Origin of the sequence: Nostoc sp. T09, assembly GCF_002154695.1 — a bacterium.
Taxonomy (GTDB): Bacteria; Cyanobacteriota; Cyanobacteriia; order Cyanobacteriales; family Nostocaceae; genus Aulosira.
In genome coordinates, this window is record NZ_MTAV01000247.1 from 1 (window position 1) to 25,526 (window position 25,526).

24 protein-coding genes and 1 pseudogene are annotated in these 25,526 nt (G+C 38.1%); 14 read left to right on the forward strand and 11 right to left on the reverse strand.

What is annotated here, in order from left to right; genetic code table 11:
* From BV372_RS33610 to BV372_RS33620, 3 genes are all read right to left on the reverse strand, one after another.
* The coding region (locus BV372_RS33610; protein ID WP_086691672.1) for a hemolytic protein HlpA-like protein at positions 1 to 699 on the reverse strand (699 nt) is incomplete at its 3' end.
* Between the two features lie 217 nt (positions 700 to 916).
* Complete coding sequence (gene hepA / locus BV372_RS33615) at positions 917 to 2,773, reverse strand: heterocyst formation ABC transporter subunit HepA (protein ID WP_086691674.1); 1,857 nt, start codon at positions 2,771 to 2,773, stop codon at positions 917 to 919.
* Between the two features lie 29 nt (positions 2,774 to 2,802).
* Complete coding sequence (locus BV372_RS33620; RefSeq protein WP_086691675.1) at positions 2,803 to 3,738, reverse strand: glycosyltransferase; 936 nt, start codon at positions 3,736 to 3,738, stop codon at positions 2,803 to 2,805.
* A gap of 1,255 nt (positions 3,739 to 4,993) precedes the next feature.
* Between BV372_RS33620 and hepC the strand changes: the two genes are divergently transcribed.
* The 7 genes from hepC (at position 4,994) to BV372_RS33655 (ending at position 11,892) form a co-directional block, all read left to right on the forward strand.
* Positions 4,994 to 5,917 carry a heterocyst development glycosyltransferase HepC gene (gene hepC, locus BV372_RS33625; protein WP_086691678.1) on the forward strand — a complete coding sequence of 308 codons (924 nt, stop codon included), beginning with the start codon at positions 4,994 to 4,996 and terminating at the stop codon, positions 5,915 to 5,917.
* A gap of 121 nt (positions 5,918 to 6,038) precedes the next feature.
* Positions 6,039 to 6,803: a class I SAM-dependent methyltransferase gene (locus tag BV372_RS33630; protein WP_086691680.1), complete on the forward strand. Its 765-nt coding sequence runs from the start codon at positions 6,039 to 6,041 to the stop codon at positions 6,801 to 6,803.
* A gap of 5 nt (positions 6,804 to 6,808) precedes the next feature.
* A complete protein-coding gene (locus BV372_RS33635) occupies positions 6,809 to 8,071 on the forward strand; it encodes a glycosyltransferase family 4 protein (protein WP_086691682.1) in 1,263 nt (420 codons plus the stop codon).
* A gap of 79 nt (positions 8,072 to 8,150) precedes the next feature.
* Entirely contained in the window at positions 8,151 to 9,293 is a 1,143-nt protein-coding gene (locus BV372_RS33640; protein WP_086691684.1) for a hypothetical protein, read from the forward strand.
* A 1-nt stretch (position 9,294) separates the two neighbouring features.
* Complete coding sequence (locus tag BV372_RS33645; protein WP_086691685.1) at positions 9,295 to 10,143, forward strand: glycosyltransferase family 2 protein; 849 nt, start codon at positions 9,295 to 9,297, stop codon at positions 10,141 to 10,143.
* A 79-nt stretch (positions 10,144 to 10,222) separates the two neighbouring features.
* Complete coding sequence (locus BV372_RS33650; RefSeq protein WP_256973617.1) at positions 10,223 to 11,245, forward strand: glycosyltransferase; 1,023 nt, start codon at positions 10,223 to 10,225, stop codon at positions 11,243 to 11,245.
* A 275-nt stretch (positions 11,246 to 11,520) separates the two neighbouring features.
* A complete protein-coding gene (locus BV372_RS33655) occupies positions 11,521 to 11,892 on the forward strand; it encodes a zinc ribbon domain-containing protein (RefSeq protein WP_086691689.1) in 372 nt (123 codons plus the stop codon).
* A 7-nt stretch (positions 11,893 to 11,899) separates the two neighbouring features.
* Here the strand turns inward: BV372_RS33655 and purT are convergent, their stop codons facing one another.
* Positions 11,900 to 13,072, reverse strand: a complete 1,173-nt coding sequence (purT, locus tag BV372_RS33660; protein WP_086691690.1) for a formate-dependent phosphoribosylglycinamide formyltransferase — start codon at positions 13,070 to 13,072, stop codon at positions 11,900 to 11,902.
* A 21-nt stretch (positions 13,073 to 13,093) separates the two neighbouring features.
* Entirely contained in the window at positions 13,094 to 13,591 is a 498-nt protein-coding gene (locus BV372_RS33665) for a pentapeptide repeat-containing protein (RefSeq protein ID WP_086691692.1), read from the reverse strand.
* A 324-nt stretch (positions 13,592 to 13,915) separates the two neighbouring features.
* On the opposite strand from BV372_RS33665, the gene BV372_RS33675 reads away from it, so the two are divergent.
* Positions 13,916 to 14,557 carry a hypothetical protein gene (locus BV372_RS33675; RefSeq protein ID WP_086691696.1) on the forward strand — a complete coding sequence of 214 codons (642 nt, stop codon included), beginning with the start codon at positions 13,916 to 13,918 and terminating at the stop codon, positions 14,555 to 14,557.
* 59 nt (positions 14,558 to 14,616) lie between these two features.
* A complete protein-coding gene (locus BV372_RS36955; RefSeq protein WP_086691698.1) occupies positions 14,617 to 15,081 on the forward strand; it encodes a hypothetical protein in 465 nt (154 codons plus the stop codon).
* Positions 15,082 to 15,174: 93 nt separating this feature from the next.
* Here the strand turns inward: BV372_RS36955 and BV372_RS33685 are convergent, their stop codons facing one another.
* The 5 genes from BV372_RS33685 to BV372_RS33705 form a co-directional block, all read right to left on the reverse strand.
* Positions 15,175 to 15,489 (reverse strand): helix-turn-helix transcriptional regulator, encoded by a 315-nt coding sequence (locus BV372_RS33685; protein WP_086691700.1) that lies wholly within the window; start codon positions 15,487 to 15,489, stop codon positions 15,175 to 15,177.
* 4 nt (positions 15,490 to 15,493) lie between these two features.
* Entirely contained in the window at positions 15,494 to 15,835 is a 342-nt protein-coding gene (locus BV372_RS33690; protein ID WP_086691702.1) for a type II toxin-antitoxin system RelE/ParE family toxin, read from the reverse strand.
* A gap of 120 nt (positions 15,836 to 15,955) precedes the next feature.
* Complete coding sequence (locus BV372_RS33695) at positions 15,956 to 17,884, reverse strand: ABC-F family ATP-binding cassette domain-containing protein (RefSeq protein WP_086691704.1); 1,929 nt, start codon at positions 17,882 to 17,884, stop codon at positions 15,956 to 15,958.
* Positions 17,885 to 17,956: 72 nt separating this feature from the next.
* Positions 17,957 to 18,373 (reverse strand): DUF1824 family protein, encoded by a 417-nt coding sequence (locus BV372_RS33700; protein ID WP_086691706.1) that lies wholly within the window; start codon positions 18,371 to 18,373, stop codon positions 17,957 to 17,959.
* A gap of 82 nt (positions 18,374 to 18,455) precedes the next feature.
* Positions 18,456 to 19,304, reverse strand: coding sequence for a prohibitin family protein (locus BV372_RS33705; protein ID WP_179198329.1), 849 nt, complete (start codon positions 19,302 to 19,304; stop codon positions 18,456 to 18,458).
* A 258-nt stretch (positions 19,305 to 19,562) separates the two neighbouring features.
* Between BV372_RS33705 and BV372_RS33710 the strand changes: the two genes are divergently transcribed.
* The 3 genes from BV372_RS33710 (at position 19,563) to BV372_RS33720 (ending at position 22,692) form a co-directional block, all read left to right on the forward strand.
* Positions 19,563 to 21,371, forward strand: a complete 1,809-nt coding sequence (locus tag BV372_RS33710) for an ABC transporter ATP-binding protein (protein WP_086691710.1) — start codon at positions 19,563 to 19,565, stop codon at positions 21,369 to 21,371.
* A 38-nt stretch (positions 21,372 to 21,409) separates the two neighbouring features.
* Positions 21,410 to 21,838: a hypothetical protein gene (locus tag BV372_RS33715; RefSeq protein ID WP_086691712.1), complete on the forward strand. Its 429-nt coding sequence runs from the start codon at positions 21,410 to 21,412 to the stop codon at positions 21,836 to 21,838.
* A 62-nt stretch (positions 21,839 to 21,900) separates the two neighbouring features.
* The gene (locus BV372_RS33720; RefSeq protein WP_086691714.1) at positions 21,901 to 22,692 is read left to right on the forward strand and encodes a helix-turn-helix domain-containing protein; all 792 of its coding nucleotides are present in this window, start codon (positions 21,901 to 21,903) and stop codon (positions 22,690 to 22,692) included.
* 181 nt (positions 22,693 to 22,873) lie between these two features.
* Here BV372_RS33720 and BV372_RS33725 read toward each other — a convergent pair whose 3' ends face one another.
* Positions 22,874 to 24,253 carry a cytochrome P450 gene (locus tag BV372_RS33725; protein WP_086691716.1) on the reverse strand — a complete coding sequence of 460 codons (1,380 nt, stop codon included), beginning with the start codon at positions 24,251 to 24,253 and terminating at the stop codon, positions 22,874 to 22,876.
* Between the two features lie 211 nt (positions 24,254 to 24,464).
* On the opposite strand from BV372_RS33725, the gene BV372_RS33730 reads away from it, so the two are divergent.
* Both BV372_RS33730 and BV372_RS33735 read left to right on the forward strand, forming a co-directional pair.
* Positions 24,465 to 25,097 carry a ParA family protein gene (locus BV372_RS33730; protein WP_086691718.1) on the forward strand — a complete coding sequence of 211 codons (633 nt, stop codon included), beginning with the start codon at positions 24,465 to 24,467 and terminating at the stop codon, positions 25,095 to 25,097.
* A pseudogene (locus BV372_RS33735) lies at positions 25,097 to 25,526 on the forward strand (hypothetical protein); the annotation flags it as partial. The gene BV372_RS33730 and the pseudogene BV372_RS33735, both read left to right, overlap by 1 nt.

Genomic DNA, 25,526 nt, shown 5'->3' on the forward strand with positions numbered 1-25,526 from the left:
GTTAGAAACTAAATTGACATTTGGCAGAATAGTTAAACCATTTTGCAGCCAAGATGTCAGCGTCCAGGAAAAAGCCCAGGAATCAATTTTGCCTAGATAACAATTTTGAAAAATTCTCGTCCAGTAGCGAACGGCGACGGAATCATCAAGTATATCTTGTAGCCAGTTACCATCTCTGATGGCTATCCACTGCTTCATTTCTAAATCATACTGTTGCCATGCTCGCCGCCAAGTTGCCCAACCCCAAATTAGTGGATAGCGAGAAAAGTAATAGCTATCCTCAGTACGTCGGCGACCAAACTGAAAATTATTGCCGGAGATTGTCATGACACGTTGGTCGTGGCGATACTTATCTAATAATTCCTCACAATATTCAAAAAATGTCGGATGCGGTAAACAATCATCTTCTAAAATAATTGCTTCTTCTACTTGCTGAAATACCCAATCAAGACCAGTTGCTATCCGCTGTTTACAGCCAAGATTGATATGAGAAGATTTTATAATTACTTGACAATTCCAATCAATTCTCTCCAAAATTTTATTGGCAGCAGCACACTTTTCGATATCTTCTGGATGATGTGGACGAGGACCATCAGCAATGACTAATAGTTTAGGAGGTTTGACCTGACGAATTACCTCAAACACTTTTGCTGTGGTATCTGGTTTATTAAATATGATTAAGGCAACAGCCGTGTTCATAACCACATTTTCAAATCTATTTGATTCATGAGAACATTAGATTTCTTGAAATATGAGTTAAAAATATTTGCAATTTCAGATAATTTATCTATGATTGCATTTTGATCAATGTGATTTGTATAAATGGTTAATTTTGAGATGAAATCACAAGAATTTTTAACAGGTGGTGGGCAAATTGGTGGGCATTACCCACCCTACTAATGACTTAATTAGATTTTTAATTAGGGCTAATTTCACCTAACTGATACTGCATTTGGTGATATTGCCAGAACTTACCACGCTGTTGCAAAAGTTCTTGGTATCCTCCCTGTTCTACGATGTGTCCTTGTTCGAGTACGATAATTTTGTCTGCCCTAAAAATAGTAGATAGCCGATGGGCGATCGCAATTACTGTTCTACCTACGGCTAGCTTTTCGAGTGAATCCTGAATTAAGCGTTCGGAAACAGAGTCGAGGGCGCTGGTGGCTTCATCGAGAATCAAAATTTCTGGGTTGCGTAACAAGGCGCGGGCTATGGCAATGCGTTGGCGTTGTCCCCCAGATAAACGAACTCCGCGATCGCCTAGTTTTGTATTAAATCCTTGCGGTAACTCTAAAATAAATTCCAGCGCATTGGCTTGTATGGCTGCTTTCTCAATTACTGCATCGTCCACTCCTTCTAAGCCATAGGCAATATTGTTGTGTACGGTTGTATTGAAAATAAACGTATCTTGGCTAACTACCGCCATGCGCGATCGCAGTGATTTTAGCTGAAATTGCCGCAAGTCCATACCATCAACTAAAATTTTGCCTGCTGTCGGATCGTAGAAGCGCATCAGCAAGTCTGCTAGGGTGGTCTTCCCTGAACCAGAAGCCCCCACCAATGCCACCATCTGATTGCGTTCGATGGTCAGCGTGATATCCTCTAAGACTAACTTGCGATCGTCGTAGCTAAAATCCACACAGATAAATTCGAGCGATCGCTTTAATCCAGAAAACTCAATTTCTCCATCTTGCAGGTAAGTTTTATTATCAGTTCTTAACAGTTCGTGGACATTTCTCATTGAACCGTAATAAGTAGCAATTAAGCCCCACGAACTGTTCATATGGGCAATGATTGGTAGCAGGCGGAACAGGGCAAACAAAAAAGCTAGTAACAAGACTACATGAAGTCTACCACTGGCTACGAGGGTGGTGACTGCCACCAAAATCATCGCAATTAAAATTGTTGTTGCGATCGCCTCAATTAATGGTTGAACAACTCCACTAATTGAGTTAGTTTTCATCCAAGCTTTAACAACCTGCCCAGCTACTTTATAAAAACGTCTACGTTCAAAATCTTGAGTCCAAAATGCTTGTACAGTGCGCACGCCGCCAACAAATTCTATAGCAGTGGATGCTAACTCACTGGCAGCAGTTGTCATTTCTACACTAGCTGCGCGAACTCGCCGGATCAAATTTGAAGCTCCTGCTGCTAGTAAGCTAAATAGAATAACTGTGGCTAGGGTCAGTTGCCAAGAAATTACAAACATGGCAATAGTATATGCCAAAATAATGCAGCTTTTGCTAACAAAATTAATCACCTCATTAAAAGCGTAGCTAATTTCACTTACCTCAGTAGAGAAGGTGTGAAATAGTTCTCCAGAACGCTTCTGTGTGTAGTAGCTTAAGCTGAGATGTTGAAACTGCTCAAAAATCCGTTTCCGCAGACTATCTATTAAACTTACTTCACAGTATTTTGCACAATAACGCCCCAAGTAAGTGAAGATAGCACGTGCCCAAACATTAATTAAAATCAAGCCAGATATGCGATATATCCGCTCAGCTACAGTCGCCTTCGTCCCCAAAAACCAGATATCTAACCAACCAATTCCTGTTTGTAGCGGTGGCTGATTAGTATTTGTTAAACATTGTAATAAAAATGCCACCAAACCAATCCCAGTTGCCTCAAGAAATGCACCTATCAAGGTGAGTAATATTGCTATAGTGGCAATTCCCTGCAAGGGCTGAAACAACTTGATAATTAGGTAGTTTTCTTGCCAAAATTTGGTTTTTAAGAGGATTCTGCGGATAACTTTTGGTAGCGGAATTTGCATAAATAATTTTAGGTTGCTGGTAGTACTGATTAAATCGGTCGCCGGATAGACACAATATTTTTTTGCAACCTTCGAGATATCACTGAGGTTAGTAACCGCAGAGAATTTTTTACTTGAGAATTCATCTGTAGCAGCCAGAGTACCAACTGCCATCTTTTTTGATAAGGTCTATATTTGATAAAAAATTTCAGGGCTGAAACTATATGTACTAGCCGCAGGTAGTTAAATAGAGAACTGGTACTCGAGCGTTGATAAAGATGTAGTGCAGATGCTTCAGGTTGAAATAAAACTCGATAACCGTTTTGCCAAGCATCTAAACATAAACTTACATCTTCAAAGTATAAGAAAAAACGTTCATCAAATAAACCATACCGTGCAATATATTCTCCCGATATCATCATAAAAGCTCCTATTGCCCAGTTGACCTCAACCGCTTTTTGAGGAGGAGGCATCTGCTCGTAGTAGTAGTCAAAGGGATGTAATAAAGTTTGCAGCGTTTCACCTAATAACTGCTTGAGCAATAAGTAAGTAAAAGTCGGAAATCTGCGAATTGAAGGTTGTACTGAACGATCTAGATAAACTAGCTTGGGGCAAACGATCGCAATATCTCGATCTGAATTTAATGTTGTAGCTAACTTGGTAATTACCTCAGGCTTAAATGTTACATCTGGATTCACCAAAACATACATTCTACTGGGGGAAGCTACAACTGCCCGATTATTACCTGTAGCGAAACCCAAGTTTTGCTTACCTTTGATGCCGATAAACGTATTGGGATATTTTCTGGTAAATTCATCAAGAATTTGAGGGCAGGTATCAACAGAGGCATTGTCATAAACTACGATTCTGCCTGTACGTGGATAGTATTGGTGAATTGTGCTCAAGCATGACTCAATTGCACCTCTTAAAGTCTGAGCCGAGTTCCACGAAACAATGATAAAAGAAAGCTCGTTGATCGATGTCATTATCTACGCACCCTCATAAACACTCCTCTGTGTGTAAAGGCGATGACGCTGCTATCTACAACCAATTAACTAAAGCTGTTAAAAATTGATACCTACAATTATTTATGGTTTTCACGAACCATAGAGTTAAATTAATAACATCTTTGTAGCCAAATTCAACGTCTAATTACTGAGTTAATTTGCTATTTGTATATAGTCAGCCATACAGCACACTAAGGATATTCACGCAACTTTGTTAACCTATTATGTCAGATAATCACAATTTTCCTCATTGCAGTATTAATTTTATTCAACTAAGAAGCTCGAGACTAGAATAAGAGCCTTTACCGAGTCAACTTTTTCTACTAAATTTTACTATCATCTCACTAATTTACTACTTTATAACCTAAGTGTTATTATATTTTTTTATACAATTTTTTAGCAATTATATTGTTGAAAATCCTGTTGACTAACCGAAAAAGTTTAGATTTAACTGCTGATATCAAATATTTTGATGTATTTTATTTTACTAACTAAATATTGATTTATCTAAATTTTTAGCCCACAAATTAATATCAATCTTAAAAATAATTGCAACGGCTGGATTGACCAAACCTAGATATAGCAAGCTATTTCCAATCCCAAATCTCAAATTTTAAATCCAAAATAGTATATGTAAAATCAAGTTTTTTGAGAAGATACACATAAGTACCCAGTTAATAAGTTAACTTTCCTGTATAATCAAAGTTATAATTCCATCGGGAATTTATTGAGCAAGTAAAAAGCAGATTTTAGAAATTGCTTGCTTAAAGTTATATACCAATGAGGCTTGATTAATATACCTAAGAATCTCTGGAGTAATATAACTAGAATTTTGAGTCATGTTGTGTTATGTCAAGCAATGGAGTTAGTAAAATGCTGATTAATGGTTCTTATCTTTACCTTAAAGAAGTTATAGCTATTACTAATCAGTTGTGATCGATGTAAAGATATCTGCTGAGGCTGTTGAGCATGTTTAAAATACAACAGAATATATAACCTTGGTTTCCGAACTCCAAATTGATTCTTTATTGCGATTATAAGTATTGAATTAAACAGGATACACCGTATTTCAGCCAGGTTTGATTTAACTGATGCAGATATTCGATTGTTTAAGATTATTGGGTATCTATCCAACTGTGATTGGGATAGCAACGTCTATGCAATCATCAGCTTTAGCAGATAACCTTGCAAATAGCCTGCATACATAGGTGATAAAAATATTACTCTGCAAAATATGGCTGATTCACACAAGTCAACATCTGCGACTGCTACACCTGACTTGGATAAGCGGTTGTTTGGCAAGAAGCAATTTTTAGCACAGGTGAATTGGAATTATCAAGTTACTGGCTTTAAAGAATACGCTACTCAATCTAGTGTCGGGAATATTGGCCCTGGCTACAAAGTCAAACTTCGTCAAGGACAACTGCTAGTAAGACAGGCTGAGAAACTAGAAGATATTCATTTGCTGTCTTATCGTAACGAGCAATTTTTAGCTGAGTGGTTGCAGTACTCTCCGGCTGCTTTGGTGCGCATAGATACAGCTTTTGATGAGTTAAGGCTGAAAACTTGGGCGAACCTATGTAACCGTTTTGGGAAAAGAATATTCTTGCGGATACCACGATACCGACAACTACCCGAATACTCTACTCCAATTCGCTGGTGGTTAAAGCGATCGCTTGACTGGGCGATCGCTGCTACTCTATTAATAATACTCAGTCCGCTTTTTTTAATGCTGGCTGCGCTAATTTGCATCAGTTCACCAGAATCAGTTATAACTAAGCAATGCTGCGTAGGCAGACGAGGCAAACTATTTTACATTTATAACTTTCGCAGCCCAGCCTGGGGGAGTTGGATGCTAAAGTACAACTTAGATAAATTGCCCCAGTTGTTCAACATCCTTCAAGGTAACATGAGTTTTGTTGGACGATATCCTCAGACATTGTACGAAACTATCAATATCAGCCCACAACAGCAGCAGTTATTGAACGCTTTGCCAGGTATTACAGGAATATGGCAAGTAAAAAATCAATTCGGCTTATCGCTAGCAGATAAATTTAATACTGAACAGCAGTATTTAAAAAATTGGTCTTTGTGGAAAGATTTAAAAATTGTCTTGCTCACAATTGTGAATACATTCTTAAGGCAAGTTAACTCTTAATTCACAGATTTTGGAAATTTTACTTAAACCAAACTCTTGTATTCTTATTGGCAGTGTATGAGACAAAAATAATTATCTCAAAGGTCAATAGATTGTTGCATCTACTAACAACGGTAGCGAGATGAAACTTATCAATGTAGTTCCCAGAGTTCTCCAAAACTTAGACAATCACCAATTTGGTAAATGTAATATATGTGGTAACCTTACTGCTTTTCTCTGTATTGATGTTCAAGCAGTTCGTAATAATATGTATTGCCCTTTTTGCCGGAGTTCATCACGCAAAAGGCACGTTGCTAAAATCATTATTCATGAAGTTGTTAAAACTGTATCTGTAATAGGTGAAATTCCTAAAACCCAGGCTTTAAAGATTTACAATGCCGATGTCGATGATGCATTCTATCAAGTATTACATCAGCAAGAAATATATACTTGTTCTACTTTTTCTCCCGAACTTAAACCTGGCTCTGAGATACGTCCTGGGGTATTTTGCCAAGATTTAAAAAATTTAACTTTCGCAGACGAAACATTTGATATTGTCATCACTGAAGATGTATTTGAACATGTCAGAAATCATGAACAGGGGTTACGAGAAATACACCGCGTTTTAAAATTTGGTGGTTACCATATTTTTACAGTTCCTTGTAATTTTGATAGGCAAACTATTGTTCGTGTTGATACTTCTGGGGAAGAAGATATTCATCTCCTACCGCCAGAATATCATGGAGACAAAATTCGCGGAAAAATTCTGGCATATCGAACATTTGGCATTGATATTTTTGATTTACTAAAAAATATCGGTTTTGAAACAAAAGTAGATTTTTCTAATTATCTTGATAGGAAAAATGGCATATTTGATAGCTACGTTTTCTGCTCCAAAAAGGTGTAATTTAAATGAAATCTCTACTTCTTAGTACTTTTGATATCACTGGAGGCGCGGCGCGTGCGGCGTTTCGTCTCCACCAAGGACTAAGAAAAATCGATATAGATTCCCAAATGTTAGTACAGTATAAAACTAGCAGCGATCGCACAGTGATTGGTGCGCAAAATAAGCCAGAAAAATGGCTGAATCAGATGCGACCAACTTTAGATAATTTACCACTAAATTTGTATGCAGGTGATACTTCTGGAAAATTTTCGCCCCAATGGTTTCCTGATTTAATTCAATCTAAAATAAAACCACTATCTCCAGATATCATTAATATCCACTGGGCTTGCGGTTATCTACAAATTGAGTCTGTTGCCAAATTTACTCAGCCGTTGGTTTGGACATTGCATGATATGTGGATGTTTACAGGTGGCTGCTATTATAGTTTGGATTGCGATCGCTACCTCAAATCCTGTGGTGCTTGTGTACAACTTCAAAGTCAAAAACAGCAGGATTTATCGCGGTGGATCTGGCAACGCAAAGCTAAAGCATGGAAGCAGATGAATTGTACAATTGTCACACCGAGTATTTGGTTGGCTGATTGCGCTAAAAAAAGTTCTCTGTTGCAGAACTTTCGCATAGAAGTTATCCCCAACGGTTTGGATATTCAAAGGTACAAACCGATAGAAAAAAAGATAGCGCGAGAATGGCTAAATCTCCCAGAAGATAAGCAACTACTAATATTTGGTGCAGCCTCAACTAATCACCCCAGAAAAGGTTTTAACTTCCTATTATCAGCATTGCAAAGTTTAGAACAAGCTGGATATAAAGACAAGATTGAACTAGTTGTCTTTGGTTCCTCCCCACCCGATGAACAGAAAAATTTGGGCTTTAAGTTGCATTACTTAGGCAACCTCAACGATGATATAACTTTGGCGTTAGTGTATGCAGCCGGAGATATTTTTGTCGCTCCATCCGTGCAAGATAATTTGCCCAACACCGTCATGGAAGCGCTAAGTTGCGCTACTCCTTGCGTCGCCTTCAACATTGGCGGGATGTGCGATATGATTGAACACCAGCAAAATGGCTATCTGGCGCAACCTTTTGAGGTAGAAAGCTTGGCACATGGTATTGCTTGGATTTTATCAGATTGCGATCGCCTACAACGCCTCAGACAACGCGCCCGTGAAAAAGCCGAACAAGAATTTTCACAAGATTTGCAAGCACGACGCTACTCTCATCTGTTTAGTAAGATGCTTAGTAAGCAACATATTAAAAATAAGTCCTAAACTCACAGATGTATCAATAACAAACTCTGTATACTCTGCTTCCTCAATATTTATTTCCAGCATCAACTATTAAAATCAAATGCTAGAGAACACCAACACAACCAAGACAGAAATAAACTATTTTTTCTACAGCTTGATTTTTTATAGCATAGCAGTGTTATATCTTATTCCCTATGAACTAAAACTGCCATACGCTAAGGTTTGCCTACCTTTGCTGACAGTTATTTTAATTCTCCAACTCTGTTATTACAGAAATAAATTACTAATTATCGATATTTTAGCTGTCTGCCTTGTCTTAGTAGTGACGTTTCTGAATTTTTCTACATATCAGCTATTTCGATATAGTTTACCCATCTGCCTAATTGCCATCTGTTTTAGTGGTAGTCCCCAAATTTGGATCAAACGCAGCTATTTAATTGGCTTATGTTGGTGCGCTACTATTGCTATGATTTACCAAATGATCGTTTATCGAAGATTAGAGTTTGATGGTAGCCAAAGAATCGCTTTAAGCAATGGCGATCCTAATGTCTCCGGCTTATTCATGCTGATTTTCTTTTTTCTATGTATAAAAATTAAATTTAAACCCGGTATTATTTTAGGTTTAGTGTCTACAGTTTTATTTGCTAGCCGTAATTATTTTATCAGTTTATGTATCTTCTTTATTTTAACTTTTTTAGAAAAACCATTATTTAGAATAGCTAATAAAATCAATATCTCTATCATCTTTATCCTTGCAAATCTATTTGGTTTGTTTGTAGGAGAGTTTTTTTTAAATAGAGTCGAAGTTGGATTTGCTTATGATACAGGTGTAAGTCGCCTTTTTTCTTTTAACGACCAATCCAACTTATTTAGATTTGAAGCTAATCGATTTTTAATTAATTCTTACGCTAACAATTTAGATTTAGCATTAAAAGGCTATGGTGAAAACTACGAATCTGTATTCAGACCAATTGGTGCGATTATCCATAACTCTTTTCTGGAGGTAATTGCATATACTGGTATTCCTCTGGGTATCCTTTACTTCTATATCTTTTTAAGAGTAGTTAGTGGCTACTGCACTCAAGAGAATTTCAAGTTTATTTTTTCCTACCTATTTTTCTGTTTATTCTTGCATACTGGACTCCAAGGAATTGCACCATTGCTTTTTATCAGTATTTTAGCCATGTCTATTGATCGTGAAAAACAAAATAGAATAGCATTATTCAATAGACTTGGATATTGAGATGAAAATCACTGTAATCACTCCCAGTTTTAATTCTGAAACAACTATTGAAAAAACCTTACTGAGTGTGATTTCTCAAAAAAATAATTCATCGATAGAATATATCATAATTGATGGTGGTTCCACAGATAGCACCTGTGAAATAATCAAAAGATATTTAGAGCAGATAGATTTATTTATTTCTGAGCCTGACGCCGGACCTTATGATGCCATGAATAAAGGAATTAGCCATGCCACAGGCGACATTATCGGCATTATTAACTCTGATGACTGGTATCATGAAAATGCGATTAAAATAGTAGAAACTGAATTTAGTAAAAATCCAGATATTGATATAATTTATGCGCCTGTAGATAATTATTTTTCTGGAAAGTATATTGCTACCTTTCTTCCTGGAAGTTTAAATAAATTACCCATTAGGTTTACATTAAATCATCCAAGTTGTTTTATTAAGAAAACAGCTTATAACACAGTGGGTATCTATGACTTGCAATATAAAATTACAGCAGATTATGACTTAATTTTGCGTTTATATTTATCTAATTTCAAGTTTCATTTTGTTAATATTCCTCTGGCTGCTTATTCGCTTAATGGAATGAGTTCTTCTACTAAACCCTGGGATAGAGCCAGATTAATTAGAGAATCTTGGTTAGTTAGTAACAAAGCATCTTTACACTTGGGCAGAGAATTCCAAGTTCAAAGAATACAAGCTTATATAATATGGATCTTTCATGAGATATTTGCAATTCCAGCTAGGTATTTTCTCAAACCGCCCTTAGCAAGAAAGGCGAAGAAATTCCTAAATAGATATATCAAAAGCCCCATTTCTGATGATTATGGTAAGTGGTAGTTAATTTATGTCAAGAATTTTGTTTATCTGTGCCCATGCTCCCACAGAACGCTATCCTCAAGCTGGGCAAAAGATAGCATTGAGGCATCTTGAGAACTATATTAATACTGGGGTAAATGTTGATGTTGTAGTTATTGCGAATCAAATAGAAATCAATGCTGCTACAGACTTAGTTTCACTATTTGGTAATAGTCTTTATACCTATCCAATTAAAAAAATCGATAAAATTATTAGTTGTTTAACTCATTTTTATATCCCTTTTAAGTTTGCAACTCGTTGGCAAAATACAGTATTAGAAAAATTACTAGATTTGCTGCAAAACAATCACTATGATGCAATCCATTTTGAATATCCCCACGCTGCTGTTTATCTCGACTATATAAAACAACTAATTAGTTTAAAATCAACTAAAACTATAATTAGTATACATGATATTATTTTTCAATCTTTTTTAAGAAAAGCAGAGAATAATCTACTTTTTGGCATAGAAGCAGCTAGGTTGTTTCATTATGAAAAATCCTTGTACTCTTCTGCCAGTGAACTATGGGTATTGTCTAAAAAAGACCGCAATATTCTAAATTCTCTGTTTGCCATCCCTGAAAGAAAAATTTTTATTAAACCTCCTAAACTTAGTAATTTTATTTATCAAGTCCAGCGTCATCCAGCGAAAATTGAAAAAAAAAGTCTGCTATTTTGGGCAGCAATGAATAGACCAGAAAATGAAGAAGCAATTCTCACGTTTATCAATAAATGTTTTATACCTTTGCAGAAGCAAGAGCCAAAATTTAAACTTTATATTGTTGGTGCTAGCCCCTCTAAAAAAGTTTTAGCATTAGCCAGCCAGCAGATTATTGTTACAGGATTTGTAGAAGACCCTACTTCATATTTTGAGAAAGCAGAGGTAGGCATTGTACCTTTATTACAAGGGGCTGGTATTAAGTTAAAAACTCTGGAAATGTTAGAGGCTGGTTTACCTGTAATTGCTACTAGTGTAGGCTCTGAAGGAGTGGACGCTACAGGTAAGAATTTACTAGTAAATGATAGCTTTGATGAATGGTTAAGTTTGCTTATAAATTATGAGTTATGGCAGCAAAACTTATAATCATACACTTGAACTCTATTCGCCAAATTATTTCTGCTATATAGGACTCATCTTTAATTTTTGAAATAATATGTAGTATCCAGGTTTTGGAGGGCAATGCCCACCCTACAGATACTATTCACTAGTCGCCAAATTATTTATATATTGACCTACATTAAAAATAAAATGTAAAAATCGAGTATAAAAATTGTCTGTATCGATAGAGAAAAAACCCAACTCAACATTCTCCTGGGAAATAGCTAAAATCAAATTGTTTACTTATTTATGCTTAAGTTGTGGCTACTGTATCTTGTCCCCGCTGCCATCAAGCCGTCGATGGTCAGGCTATTACCTGTCCTTATTGCCGCACGACTCTCAAAGCTTACGGTCATCCTGGTATTCCATTGCACCGTGCTACTGGAGACGAGTATCTGTGCGATAGTTGCACCTATCACGCTGATGATACTTGCAATTTTCCCCAGCGTCCCTACGCCAAAGATTGTACTCTTTACCAAAATATTGCAGAGAGTAAATTACAGTCACAACAGCAGCTTACTCAAAGAAGTTTCGGTCTAACTGTGAAAAGTTGGATAAAACGCAATCAGGCTTTGCTGTTGTTACTAGGTTTAGTATTTATCTGTTTACTCATTGCGCTGTCAACGTCTTAAAGGGAATTCATGAGACTAATTTAATTTTACTGGCTGCTCTCGTTGCTTTTTCTCGTGCCTCTTGCACATTTACACCTTTAGCCAAAGCTACTCCCATACGTCGATAAGGATGGGCGCTTGGTTTACCAAATAGCCGGATATCTACATCTTTTTCCGATAAGGCTTCTGCTACTCCTGTAAAGGCAATAGAATCTGATTCTTCGGAAGCTAAGATTACAGCACTAGCTGATGAACCGAATTGTTCTATGTTGGGAATGGGTAAGCCTAGAACAGCTCTCAGGTGCAGTTCAAACTCATTGAGATTTTGTGAGATTAAAGTCACCATGCCTGTATCGTGGGGTCTGGGGGAAAGTTCGGAAAAAATTACTTCATCTTTGGTGATAAAAAACTCAACACCAAAAATTCCGGCTCCTCCCAAAGCATCGGTAACTTTTCTAGCAATTATTTGAGATTCTAATATTTTAGCTTCAGAAATTGCTGCTGGTTGCCAAGATTCTTGATAATCTCCTCTTTCTTGGCGGTGACCAATAGGAGCACAGAAAATTGTCGGTGCATTCCACTGTTTAATTGTTAGTAAAGTAATCTCAATTTCAAAATCAATAAATTCTTCAACAATTACCTTTTGAGTATCGCCACGAGAATTAGCGATCGCATAATTCCAAGCCTGCTCAACTTCATCTTTATTATGCACTACAGACTGACCTTTTCCCGAGGATGACATCACAGGTTTCAGCACATTTGGAAACCCAATTAAATCAGAGGCTACTATCAACTCCTCCAAGCTAGTTGCATAACCATATCTAGCAGTTCTGATCGCTAATTCCTGATTGGCTAAGTCCCTAATTCTGTCCCGATTCATTGTGTAATTAGTTGCCGCAGCAGTAGGAATAACTGTAATTCCCCGTTGCTCAAATTCCACAAGTTTTGCTGTTCTAATAGCTTCAATTTCTGGTACTATTAAATCAGGTTGATGCTTGCTAACGATAGCTTCTAAATCATCAGCACTCAGCATGGAAATTACTTCCGAGCAATCAGCAACTTGCATAGCCGGAGCATTGGGATAGCGATCGACGGCAATTACATAATTACCTAGACGTTGAGCAGCAATTACAAACTCCTTGCCCAATTCTCCCGCACCCAATAGCATCAATCTTTTAGGTAATTTAATCGAATTATTCATAAATCTGATAATATTTGACGTTTAATTATCATCTGCTGAAGTGTTAAACCTAGCACCACGCAGTTGTAAATCTTTACGTTGTTGATGAGATAAGCCAGTACCTATACCCAATTGACATTCATCTACTCGCGCATCTAACCAAAGAGTTTCATTTAACGTTGCACCTGTTAAATCTGCATGTCTCAAATTGGCTCTGGTGAAATTGGCAAATAACAGGTCTGCATTTACTAAGCTGCTACCTTGTAGGTTAGCGTCCGATAAATTACCGCGAATAAAATTTACTGCATCTAAATTTAAACCAGATAAATCTGCGCCGCTTAAATTGGGAAACTTTAGTTGAGTGGGATTATTTAAAAACCGAATTATACAGATAATATTCGCTTCGTTCAGATGCATTTGAGTTAAAAAATTATACCGAGCTATGCCCAATTGCTGGAGAATTTCCAGACGTTGTAGTGGAGTTTGTTCTAAAAATTGAATAGCGCGATCGCGTAAATATTGAGTTGGGAGATTGAGCATAATTTTTGGATAGATATTTAGAGATAAATTTTTTATATTAATATTGTCAATTTGCCTATTACACTAACCTGTGCGGATTCTGTGAATCTCATACAAACGGTTTTAGCTTGGATGGTTCTGCAATTTGCAATTAATTATGATTCATTTTCCTGGTTTATTCCACTGCTAGATCTAGTTTTTTATCAAAAAATCGGTGGGTATGATAGTTTGAGGTCATTGATGGGAAAACTAAAAGTAAGCAAATTGCTGTCAAATTTTAGGAGAGGTATCCGGACTGCAAAAATGCTATATATGAAACTTTGGCAATTCGCATGGTGAACAAGTATGACCATTTACACGCCTGGAGGAATGCCTATAAACGTTCCGATGAATTATGCATTTACTCTACTAGCAAGACTTTATCCAAAGTACCGACCGCACAAAGTTTTGAAAATAGCTGAAGGTATGGATAAAGCACCTGAAGCTGTTGCCTACTTGTTAGCGTTTATATTGTTCGCACTGCGTTTTTCATCTGCCATAATTTTTATAAGTATTTTCGTTATACCAGCGATTCTGCGGTATAAGCAGATTAGGAGTAAATATATTGATCTAGTAGTAAATTTAGGTGTGATATTTAGTACTATTGGGCATTTTGGAATAATATCAATTGGACTTGCTGTGTTTGGATACTACTCAGTAGGGTGGCAAGGTTTAGTAGCATTCTTAGGTGCAAGAGTACTAGGAGGAGTTATTAATACTATACTTGAAGCACAAGAAAAAAATCGCATCAGAGTAGTAGCAGGAGTCTGGTATAACGAATTTGATAGATGCTTTGTAGATGCATATCGATTCTGTGCAAATAAAATTGGTGTAACGCTTGATCCATCTGCTTCGGAAGGAGAGATAGAAAGCAATAGATGGAAAATCTTCTACATTGATTATTCTCAGCAAAATCCAATTTTGTTTAAGGTGAAACAGTTCTCATAGTTAACTGGGATTGAGATTATTTTAAGTCAGCTAGTAAATACCCAGCGAAGATCAAGAAAATGGAAATCTTTTTTACGATTATTTCTGGCGCTACTGTGTTTATCTTAGGACAACTGGCTCTTAAGCTGCTCATTGAGCCTATCCAGGAGTTTAGAAAGACTATAGCTGATATTGCTTATGCTTTGATTGAGTATGCAAATATTTACGCAAATCCTGGCGTGGCTGGCAATGAAGTTGAAAAGCAAGCCTCGAAAGAATTAAGAAAACTCTCGTCGCGCCTCAATGCCCAAATATATTTGATCCCGTTGTATGCCTTGACATCACAAGTGTTTAGATTACCTTCAACAGATAAATTGGTGGGTGCGGCGACTGATCTAATTGGTCTGTCTAATGGTGTGTTCAAATCACCAACTGATTTAGTGTTCACAAATATGGACCGAGCCAAAAGAATTCGTACTACACTTGGCATTTATATACAAGAAAGTAAACAAATCTCGACTACCAGCGATGAGATGAGCAATTAGAGAAAGATATTGCTGATGGGAAATTAGACGCTATGGCACAGGAGGAGATCGCATAATTTGAAGTGTGACAATATCGAGCTATCTAAATCAAAACTACCCTACCTGTGCAATAACTTTTCCAATTTCTTGAGGGGTTGCACCTGTCGCTAACATTGCCCGAATTAAAAGTTCAATGGAAACGGAAGCATCACCATTTTCGGCTTTAGCAATCCGAGGCTGGCTTGAGTGCAGTTTCTCTGCCAATTCTGTTTGAGTCATTAATTTTTGTCGTCGCTCTTTTAAATTACGGCTAAGTGCAAGTTTAATCTCAATTAGTGCAGCTTCCTCTGTTGTAAGTTCTAAAAATTCTGAAACAGTTCCAACTTTCCAACCATTTTCTTCTAAACGTTTTCTTTTGGCTTCATCCATAATATTAATCCTGTGCGTCTTGATCGTACTTACTAAGTCGTTTTTTGCTATTGTCGATTACGCTGCTTGGTGTTGTTCTGGTTGTTTTATTAAAAACCTCAAGAATCAAAATCGCATCGTCATCAATGCGGTAAATAATTCGCCAGTTTTTATCTGCATCCCGAATCCGCAGTTCGTGGCAATGTGTCTCAATACTGGGCATCGGTCTTGAGTGTGGCAATCCAAGATTTTCACCTTGCTGTAAGCGTCTGAGCAATACACCTGCCTCTATACGTGCTTCTAAGCTAAAGGGAGGAGTTTTAATCTCGCCATGTAACCAGACTAAAGGTTTATCGTTTTCATCCATTCCTTTAATATATCAAATTTGATATATTAATATTATCTATTTTAGAACAAGTTCTTGTCTTCTTCTTTGCACCTTTGCGCGAAACTAAAGATGTTTCATTTACCTGAAAATAGCTGTAATTTAAGACTCCATCTCAGCTAATTCCAACCACCTCTCAGTCGCCGTATCGATAGCTTGCTTCAGCGTTTCTACCTGCTCGTACAATTTTTGTACCTGGCTATAATTCCCTGGTGAGACATTTAATAAAGCTTTTTCTGCTTCTGCTTTCTCTGTTTCTAACTGAGCAATTTTACCTTCCAACTTTTCAAACTCTTGCTTTTCCCAATTTGAGAGTCTGCGTCGCTTTTTAGTTTCTAAATCGTTTGGTTGAGATGCAATTTTTTCCACCTCTACCTTGTTGGACTTTTCTTTGAAAGCAGTTTCTTGCTGTGCTGCTTCTTCAGCTTTTTTATAGTCAAGATAAACTGAGTAATTGCCAGGATATTGGCGGAGAATCCCACCTTCTTCAAAGGCAAAAATTGTGTCTATAGTTCTGTCTAAGAAGTAGCGATCGTGGGAAACTACAATTACACAGCCGGAAAAGTCTTCTAAATAATCTTCTAAGACAGCTAATGTCTGCACATCTAAATCATTGGTCGGTTCATCTAAAATTAGGACATTGGGTGCACTCATGAGTACGCGCAACAGGAATAACCGCCGTTTTTCCCCACCAGATAGTTTATGAATTGGTGCATACTGCTGGTTACCAGGAAATAAAAATCGCTCCAGCATTTGCGAAGCAGTAATTTTAGTACCGTCGGCTATTTGCACAAATTCGCCTTCTTCTTTGATGTAGTCAATCACGCGCTGATTTTCGTTCAAAGCTGTGAGCAATTCTTCAGAATGTTGGTCAAAATAACCGATGTGAATTGTCGCACCAATTTCTACATTACCCGAATCTGGTTGAACTCGCCCGGTAATCATATCCATTAATGTGGATTTACCTGCACCGTTACCACCGATAATGCCAATTCGGTCTTCTGGACTAAATTCGTAGGTAAAATCCTTAATTAAGGTACGCTCATTGTATGCTTTAGAAATATTGTTGATAGCAATAACTTTTTTGCCAATCCGCCGACTAACTGTAGAAATATCTACTTTACCGTTAGCCTGTTTAAACTCAGTTTCTCGCATCGCATGAACGCGATCAATTCTAGCTTTTTGTTTGGTACTACGGGCTTTGGGGCCGCGTTTGAGCCATTCTAATTCTCGCCGTAATACGCCTTGGTGTTTACGTTGAGTACTGACAGCAGATTCTTCAGCTAAAGCCTTCTTTTCGAGGTAATATGAATAATTACCTGTATAGCTGTAAATGTCACCTCGGTCGATTTCGATAATCCGATTGGTGACACGATCTAAAAAGTAGCGATCGTGGGTGATCAAAAACAATGCACCACGATAGCGATTCAAATAACTTTGCAACCACTCCACAGAAAGAGCATCAAGATGGTTTGTTGGCTCATCCATAAGTAAAACATCTGGTTCTGATAGCAAAGCTGTTGCTAGAGCAATCCGCTTGCGATAACCTCCAGATAAAGTACCGATGACGGCATTAAAGTCAGAAATACCTAACTTGGTAAGGATAATTTTGGCGTTTGTTTCTAGTTCCCAAGCGCCATTTGCATCCATCCGTTGCATTACTGCTGAAAGGCGAGACATCAGCTGACTATCTTCGGGATAGTGAGCTAATTTATCAGACAATTCTTCATACTCTCGCACCAAAGCCATGTGTTCGCCACTATCGGCAAAAATCTGCTCTAAAACTGTGTGATTTTCGTCTAAATCTGGCTGCTGGGGCAAATAGATAATTTTAGAACTAGAGTTAACTAAAATTTGACCGCTATCAACTGGTTCTAGCCCAGCGATCATTTTTAATAGAGTTGATTTACCAGAACCGTTAGTACCAATTAAACCAACTTTATCAGTAGCATCTAAGCTAAAGTTAGCATCTTTTAAAATTTCTTTGATGCCAAAGTCTTTATTAACTGATTGTAGGGTAATAATACTCATAAAAGTTAGTAATTGGTCAATGCAAATTTAGTTCGTAGGTAAGGCACTTGCCCTACCTAGAACTGCCAAATTCTAGATAAATAAATCGAGGGGTAAATGTCCATACATTTCGTTGATTCCCCCAGGATTGTGAGATTGGCAAGAGACTAATACTCCACGATGATGTCCTGAATAGGAATCGATATAACACAAGCCGTTTTTGCCATTTAATTTGATATAAACCGGACCATCAATTTCGGGTAGATTGCTAGGTACTTCATAGCCCAAAGCCTGTGAATAAGTTTTCATGGCTAGCTTTCCTTCCTCTGCCGTATCAGCACAAATACCCAAAATTTGATAATCAGTAAGACTGGTGATCAAAATTAATGCCCGCCTAACTGAAACTTTTTCTGATGGCTTGAGAACAGGAGCAATATCGAGACAGTTGAATTTATTGAGAATTTTTCTTGCGTCTTCAGCCGTGAGATTGGGATGATTAGGAGTTGACATGAATCTAGTTTATTGAGGTTCTTGGTGATTATTTTGGATCTGAAGTTGAGATTGCCTACTATACTAAGATGATTTACTCAAATTAGGGCTGATTTTGAGTATTACCTAGATTGAAAATAAAGGGTACGCTGCTTTTTGCGTCATTACCCATAACTAGAACGTTCGGCATTTGGGCACCGCCAGTTTTCCAAGCTTCGATCGCTTCCTTTTGCAGCACTAATTGCCCACCTTGGGCTTTGAGAGTTTCTGCCAAGAGCCTTTGAGCCTCTGCCTTACCTTTAGCACGATTAATTTCTGCTTGTGCTTCCTGTTCTGCTTCTCGCGCTACATAAACGGCTCTTTGCGCTCGCTGTTCAGCGATTTGTTTTTCTTCCACTGCTCTGGCAAATTCTGGGGAAAAAGTCAAGTCAACTACACTAGTATCCAACACAATTATCCCATATTTATCTAAGCGATCGCCTAAAGCATTATCAAAGTCTTCCTTCAATTCGCTACGTTTGGTAATTGCTTCTTCTACAGTTCTTCTGGCAGCTGCAATTTTAAATGCTTCTTGCGTTTGCGGTGCAATAATTTTCGAGACAATATTTTCTAAAGTACCTTGTTTTCTTCTCACCTCCACTACCTGAGTCGGATCGAGGCGAAAGTTAATGGCAAATCTTGCAGATAAATTTTGTAGATCTTTCGTAGAACTCTCCGCCGGTACTTCAAATTTTTGCACAGTTAAATCATATACATCTATAAACGAAATGAAGGGTGGTTTTAAGTGGATACCCTCCAGTAAGGCACCATCTCTCGCTTTACCCAAGATACTTATTACTCCTGCTTGTCCTGGGTTAATAATGATAAACGAATTCAGACCGATACTCACCAGTATTGCCAACAGCACTCCTAAAACTGTGGTTTGCCAATTCGCAAATTGCTGATTTTTCAAGTTTTCATCTCCTTTGTTCTCCGCAAGCAACTTCTGTATTATGGTGACACGTAGTTAGCTTGAAGAGTCATTTGTCATTGGTCATTTGTTAGTGGTCAAGCTCAAACTTTCAGGCTAGCCTCGCTCACTGAGCTAAAAGCCTCAAAAGGCATCATCAATTTATAATGCAGTTTGTCTCCGTTCCCTCATCTCCCACACTCCCCACACTTCCTCATCCCCTCTCGTGGTAATATCAATTGCACGTGACTGAGACTAACTGTGGCTACAGCATCTAAATCTCATCAGGTATCAAGAAAGCGTAGACATCCTGTGCATCCCCTTCAGCGTCTGTTTGATTATGGGCATCAGTATCGTAAACAAATTTGGCTAGCAACTGGTGCTTCGATTTTAAATAAACTTTTTGACTTAGCACCACCGGCATTAGTGGGGATTGCCGTAGATGTGGTAGTTAAAAAGCAGGATTCGGTCATTGCTCAGTTAGGAATTAAGGATATCTTCGGGCAATTTTTAATTCTTTCTCTAATCACCGTCATTACTTGGATACTAGAATCGACTTTTGAGTATCGCTACAAGTTGATTTGGCGCAACTTGGCGCAAAATATTCAGCATAACTTGCGTCTGGATGCATACAAACACCTTCAAGAGTTGGAGTTAGCTTATTTTGAAGAACGTAGCACTGGCGGTTTAATGTCCATCCTCAGTGATGATGTTAACCAATTAGAGCGCTTTTTGGATGTAGGAGCAAACGACATCATCCAGGTAGTCACAACTATTGTAGTAGTTGGCGGTGGCTTCTTTATTTTGGCTCCCAATATAGCTTGGATGGCAATAATACCTATACCTTTTATTCTCTGGGGTTCGGTAGCTTTTCAGAAATTGCTAGCGCCGCGTTACGCCGATGTGCGGGAAAAAGTCGGTTTAATCAATGGACGGTTATCTAATAATCTGAGCGGGATCACTACGATCAAAAGTTTCACCGCCGAAGATTATGAGTCGGCGCGGGTGGCGGTGGAAAGTAACGCCTATCGCCAGAGTAACGTCAAAGCGATCGCACTTTCTGCGGCTTTTATCCCTTTAATTCGGATGCTGATTTTGGCAGCTTTTACAGTATTGCTGCTATTTGGCGGTATGGAAGCAGTCGCCGGGAGAATTTCTGTTGGTGCTTACAGTTCATTAGTATTCTTAGTTCAGCTTTTACTCTGGCCCTTAACTAGATTAGGCGATACCTTCGATTTATATCAACGGGCAATGGCTTCTACTAATCGCATCATGGATTTGTTGGATACTCCTATTGCAATTCATCCAGGAAATATCGCCTTACCTGTTGAGACAGTACGAGGAGAAGTGGAATTTAAAAATGTGACTTTTGCTTATAAAGATAGATTACCAGTAGTTAAAAATTTGTCTTTGCAAATTCCCGCAGGTAATACGATTGCGATTGTGGGTTCCACTGGTTCCGGTAAAAGCACATTAGTCAAACTTTTGTTGCGATTGTACGAATTGCATACTGGCAGCATTACTTTGGATGGCATTGAGCTACAAAACTTAAACTTGCGGGATTTACGCCGCTGTATTGGTTTAGTCAGTCAAGATGTATTTTTATTTCATGGTACTGTCGCTGAGAATATTGCATACGGCAGCTTTGATGCGACAGAACAAGAAATCATCACAGCAGCTAAGGTAGCTGAAGCACACGAATTTATTACTTACCTGCCCCAAGGGTATGAGACAATCGTCGGGGAACGAGGGCAAAAGCTGTCTGGGGGACAACGACAAAGAATTGCGATCGCGCGTGCAGTGTTAAAAAATCCGCCAATTTTGATTTTAGATGAAGCGACCTCGGCGGTAGATAATGAAACAGAAGCCGCAATTCAGCGATCGCTGGAACGGATTACAGTCAATAGAACCACAATTGCGATCGCTCATCGTCTTTCTACTATCCGCAATGCTAATTGCATTTATGTCATGGAACATGGAAAACTAGTAGAGTCTGGAACCCATGAACAATTGCTAGAGCAAGATGGTATTTACGCTAGCCTCTGGCGTGTACAATCTGGGTTGAGATAAGTCTTACTGATTCTTGATCTCTTAATTACGAATTATTTATGTTTTTTGGTAGTACTCAGCCGGAATCAGCAGATAGTAAGTGGCGTGGCCAGTTGGATAGATTTGTGAAAGCAAATCAACCAGAATTGGCGGCGCTGTTTTGGGGATTATGGTTAGAAAATGGTAACAGCCAAGGTACTATCGGCATTGATTTGCAACCAGCGCCGCATTTTGTTTATTGTCCTAAAGATGAGATAGAGAAATTAAATAGTAAAGTTGAAAATCGGCTGCAAGAAATATTAGGAATTGTCGAGAATCATCAACCAGAAGTAGAAGTTGTGATGATTGGTATTGGTAAAGGTGAAATTAAGTTAATTCAGTTTGCACCAGAACCAGCACCACCGACTTGTTTTGAGCAGGTTGGTAAAGATGTGGATGGGTTATTGGAATTGTTGGAACAGCGGATGAGTGAGCAATTAGACAGTTAAAAAATTAAGTTTAAACTAAATTATTCTCACTCGAGATTTATTTCCTAAAATTCAAATCATATATGTCTTCAAACTCAAAGCCATCCAAAAGCTGGAAGGAAGAATTTTCTCAATTTTTTGAGTTTCCTAGTCGAGAGAGCTTGCGTGAATTACTCCGTAATCATACAGGAGAATATGATGATTTGGACTTTAAAAGTGAAATTGTTTCAGACGACGAAATAGCCAAAAATATTCTTGGAATGGCTAATAAATTAGGAGGTGTAATTATCTTTGGTGTTGAAGAAAACAAAAAAGATAATAGCTTTGAATCTAAAGGATTGTCACAATTAAATGATAAAACAGATTTTAAAAACAAAATCGAAAAATATCTTCCGTCCCAACTAAACTTTGAAGTTATAGATTTTAAATACGAAGAATCAGAATATCCAAACCTAAAAGGTAAGTCCTTTCGTGTTGTTGTTATAGAGTATAATCCAAGATATATACCTTTTCTACCTAAGAAAGACAGTCAAAATATTAAGCGTTATCATATATTTATTAGGCATAATACTAGTACTATGCTTGCGGAATACGAACATCTGCAAGATATTTTAAATCGTAGAATAGAAACAACTTATTCCTCTACAACAGAAATGACTTTAGCTGAACACCTTGCTCAATTAAAAGAACTATATTCAATGATACAAAAAAATAAACCTGGTTTAGCTTTAGCTTTAGACTTTTTGAATTCAAATCCGGCTTTTATACAAAAAAATCCGTATTATCCGCAAGAAGAATATGATGCCTTCATCAGTAGGATGATTGATATAAAGAAGGAAGTTATTGAAGCCATAATTCAAAGAAGAGAAATTTGAGAAAAAATGAAATATTTATGAGATTCTGCATTAATAAAGATATCGCGGATAAAAAACTTTTGAGATTTATAATCTACCTAAATAATTAGTCAATATTTATTAAAGCCGTTGTGAAAAATTTAGATATTAGTAGCTTAGCAAATTACAAAGTTTATGGGTGGGCATTGCCCACCCTACTTATTTAAACTGCTATTGGCGTACTTGCACGCTTTACTTGAGGTCTTGCAATCATTCGCATTCCTGCGGGTGGGGCGACAGTTAAACCACGACGCACAGGATTTACAGGACGCTTGTTGACCAGTGAAACTTGAAAATGCGACAGAATTGTTGCTAAGACGATTTTCATTTCATACTGAGCAAATGCTAAACCGATACAGCGGCGATTACCACCACCAAAAGGTAAATATTCGTATGGAGAAAACTGCCTTTCTAAAAAGCGTTCTGGTTTGAATTGTTTTGGATTTGGATAAACTTCTGGGCGATGATGCGCTAAGTAAATACCGGGGATAATTACATTTCCTTCAGGAATTTTGTAGCCCGTAATTTCAATTGGGGATTTGACAATCCGTGGTACACCATTCATCACAATTGGATAAATCCGCAAGGTTTCTTGACAAACTGCTGTCAAATAGGGCAACTTGGCAATGCTACTCGGATCTGAGTTGATACTAATAGTATCCAGTTCTCGCAGCAACTTTTCACGCACTTCGGGTAACTGGTCAATCCAGTAAAAAGCCCATGTTAATGCAGAAGCAGTAGTTTCATGTCCTGCAACTAACAATGTCATTAATTCATCACGCAATTCTATATCAGACATTGGTTGCCCATCGTCATAACGAGCAGCCATCATTAAACTGAGGATATCTTGCCGATGTTGCTGAGTTTCAGTGCGTCGTTCTGCAATCAAAGCATAAATAAGTCGATCAATTTGCTGTATTAAGCGCACAATTCGGCCCCACGGACTCCACGCACCTAAATCTTTTCGTAAGAAGTTAAAAATTAAGGCGGTGGACATCAAGGGCGTACCCATGAAATCTAATAGAGAAGATAGTAAATGCTGAAGTTCTTGAAAACGCTGTCCTTCATCTAAGCCAAACACCACCCGTAAAATGACGCGCAAAGTGATTTCTTGCATCGAACTACGGATATTGAAAGGTTTGCCAATCTTCCATTCATTGCTTATCTGCTCAGTTATTTGACGAATGTCTTGACCGTAAGCGCGCATTCTTTCGCCATGAAAGGGAGGAGTTAGTAATTGACGCTGGCGCTGATGGCGATCGCCATCCAGTAAAATTAAAGAGTTGTCGCCTAGTAAAAATCCTAAACCCCCATTACCTGTCCCAGAAGCAAAATGCTTAGGATAGGCAGTAAAAATCTGTTCTAGTGCTTGGGGTTGGCTGAAGTAGATGATATGAGTATCTTTGCTACCCCAAATAGTAAAGCGATCGCCATAAATTTTGGCAAAATCTTCGACATATTTCACTGGCTGAGTAATAAACTTAATTAGCCGCAGAAAACGCGACATTCTTGGTCCATCCGGTAGGCTGTTAGTAACTGTCATATCAACTGAGATTATGAGTTTCGGATTTTATTGTTACAAGTTTTTTGTGGATTGACAGTCAATGGTCATTTGTCATTCGTCATTTGTGATTTCTTCCTTGTCTCCCTTGTCCCCCTCATCCCCTAGTTCCCGATTGTAAGCAAGTGTTAGCAAAATAACCCTTGGAGGCACAAAGCAGTATATTCTTGTATGGCAGCGTCGGAAGTAAGCAGTGCCAAAGATCATCGCTATACTCAACGGTAAAGGAGGCGTCGGTAAAACGACTACCGCAGTCAATCTGGCTGCAAACTTTGCCCAAGAACAAAAGGTGATTCTGATTGACGCAGATATTCAAGGATCTGCCAGTTGGTGGTTTGGGCGTAATCAGAATGGTATGGGATTTGATCTATCTCAAGAAACCAATCCAAAACTTTTAAGTGATTTAACAAAGCTAACAGGTTACGATTTAGTAGTAGTGGATACGCCTCCGGCGCTGCGCTCTGAAGCATTGGCGACGGTAGTAGCGATCGCAGATTATCTAGTTTTACCTACACCCCCAGCAGCAATGGATCTAGCTGTTCTAGTTGAAACAGTCAGAAAAGCTGTCACTCCTGTAGGAGTTACTCACCGGGTGCTGCTTACTAAAGTTGATACGCGGAGTTTGGGGGAAGCAGTTGAGGCACAAAACACTCTCATGCGATTAGGAATTCCTGCTTTTAAAACCTTTATTCGTGCCTATAAAGCGCACGAACGAGCAGCACTTGAGGGTGTACCGATTACTCAATGGCGAGGAAAACATGCACGCGAAGCGGAATCTGACTATCGCCGTGTAGCCAATGAATTACAGCTTGACTGGAGGAAATAATGGTTAAGAAACGTCTATCTGATTTATTGCAAGAAGAAGCACAAAAATTTACCCCATCCGAAGGTGAATCAGCTATCGAAGTTAATGCTGAGGAAATTGTTGAACAAAATACTTCGGAAGTAGAGGAATCACCAACACAGACACTGGAACAGTCAACTTCAGCTAGGCGTGCAAACCCCACTAAGGCTGATTTAGAAGTAACCATCAAAGAGTTAAAAGAATCTATTGAACAATCTCATCAGCAGGAAGCCACTCTCCAAAAGCAAGTTGTAGATTTACAATCAGCTGTGTCTGAACAAAAAGCATTAGCAAAACGACTGACGAAAGAGCTTGATGAAGCGAAAAAAGCCGCATTGCACCTTGCAGAATCTAATTCCAAGCTTATAGAAGAAATTAACTCTTTAAAACAAGAAAAGGAAAAATTTACAG